This is a genomic window from Streptomyces sp. MB09-02B (genome assembly GCF_033794485.1).
Classification (GTDB): Bacteria; Actinomycetota; Actinomycetes; order Streptomycetales; family Streptomycetaceae; genus Streptomyces.
Genome location: NZ_JARGEE010000911.1, coordinates 1 through 1,044, shown reverse-complemented (window position 1 = coordinate 1,044; position 1,044 = coordinate 1). Strand labels below are relative to the sequence as shown.

1 protein-coding gene is annotated in these 1,044 nt (G+C 79.1%); it reads right to left on the bottom strand.

Annotated features, from left to right (window positions below):
- On the bottom strand, window positions 1-1,029 hold a 1,029-nt coding region (locus tag P1P70_RS45035), incomplete at its 3' end, for a tetratricopeptide repeat protein (RefSeq protein WP_319248334.1).
- Window positions 1,030-1,044: the final 15 nt, after the last annotated feature.

The following is a 1,044-nucleotide window of genomic DNA, read 5'->3' as shown; positions in this document are numbered from 1 at the left end:
ATGCAACGCCCACCCCAACGCATCCGCCACCCGCAACCCCGGCTGCCGCTCCCACTCCGCCCGCAGCACCCGCACCGCCTCCGCCGGATCCCCGTGGTCCGCCTCCAGCGCCCCGAGGACGAGCGACTCGTTCACCCCGGCCGCGGCCGACCGCGTCATCAGCGCCCGCACCACGCCGTACTGCTCCCGCGCCTCCTTCGCCCGCCCCAGCGACTCGTACACCTCACCCAACCGCAGGGCGACTTCAGCGGACGGCCGCCGCGACAGCGCCACCCGGTACGCCCGCACCCCTTCCGCCGTCCGCCCCAGCGCGACCAGCGCCCGCGCCCGGCACGCCCCGGCGTCGGGCTCACCCCCGGCGGAGGCGGACCCGCCGGCCTCGCAGTACCGCAACGACTGCTCCGCCTCCCCTCGCTCCCAGGCCAGCTCCCCGGCCCGTACCCACCACGCCGCACCCGCGGCCGACGGCCCCGCCGCCGACGTCTCGGCGGCCGCCGCGTCCGAGAGCGCCGCGGCCGCGTCCTCGCGCGCCCCCTGGTCCCAGGAGACCCGCGCGGCACGCGCCGTGGCCGCGGGCCCGGAGTCGACGGCGAGCATCCTGTCCCGGGTCGCGCGCGCGGCCTTGTACCGGCCGAGCCCGTCGTACGCGTCGATGAGCAGCGCGTACGAGGTCCAGCGCCCCGGCGCCACCCGTACGGCCTCCTCGCCCCAGGTCTTCGCCGCCCGGAAGTCACGGCGGGCGACTGCGAGGGCGGTGAGGCCTTCCAAGGCGTCCGCGTTGCCGCTCGGACGGAGCCGCAGCGAGGTGCGCAGGGCCCGCTCGGCCCGGGGGTAGTCGGTGACGCCGCCGGTCCGGCGGGCCCGCTCGACGTACGCCACGCCGAGCACCGCCCACGAGACGTGGTCCCCCGGACGGGCCCGCACCCGGGCCTCCCGCTCCCGCACGGTCGCGACCACGTCGGACAGCGCGGCGGGCATCCCGGCGGACAGTCCAGCGGGCGCCCCGGCGGCAGCCGCGTCGTCCCCCACCCGCCGCCCCTCGGC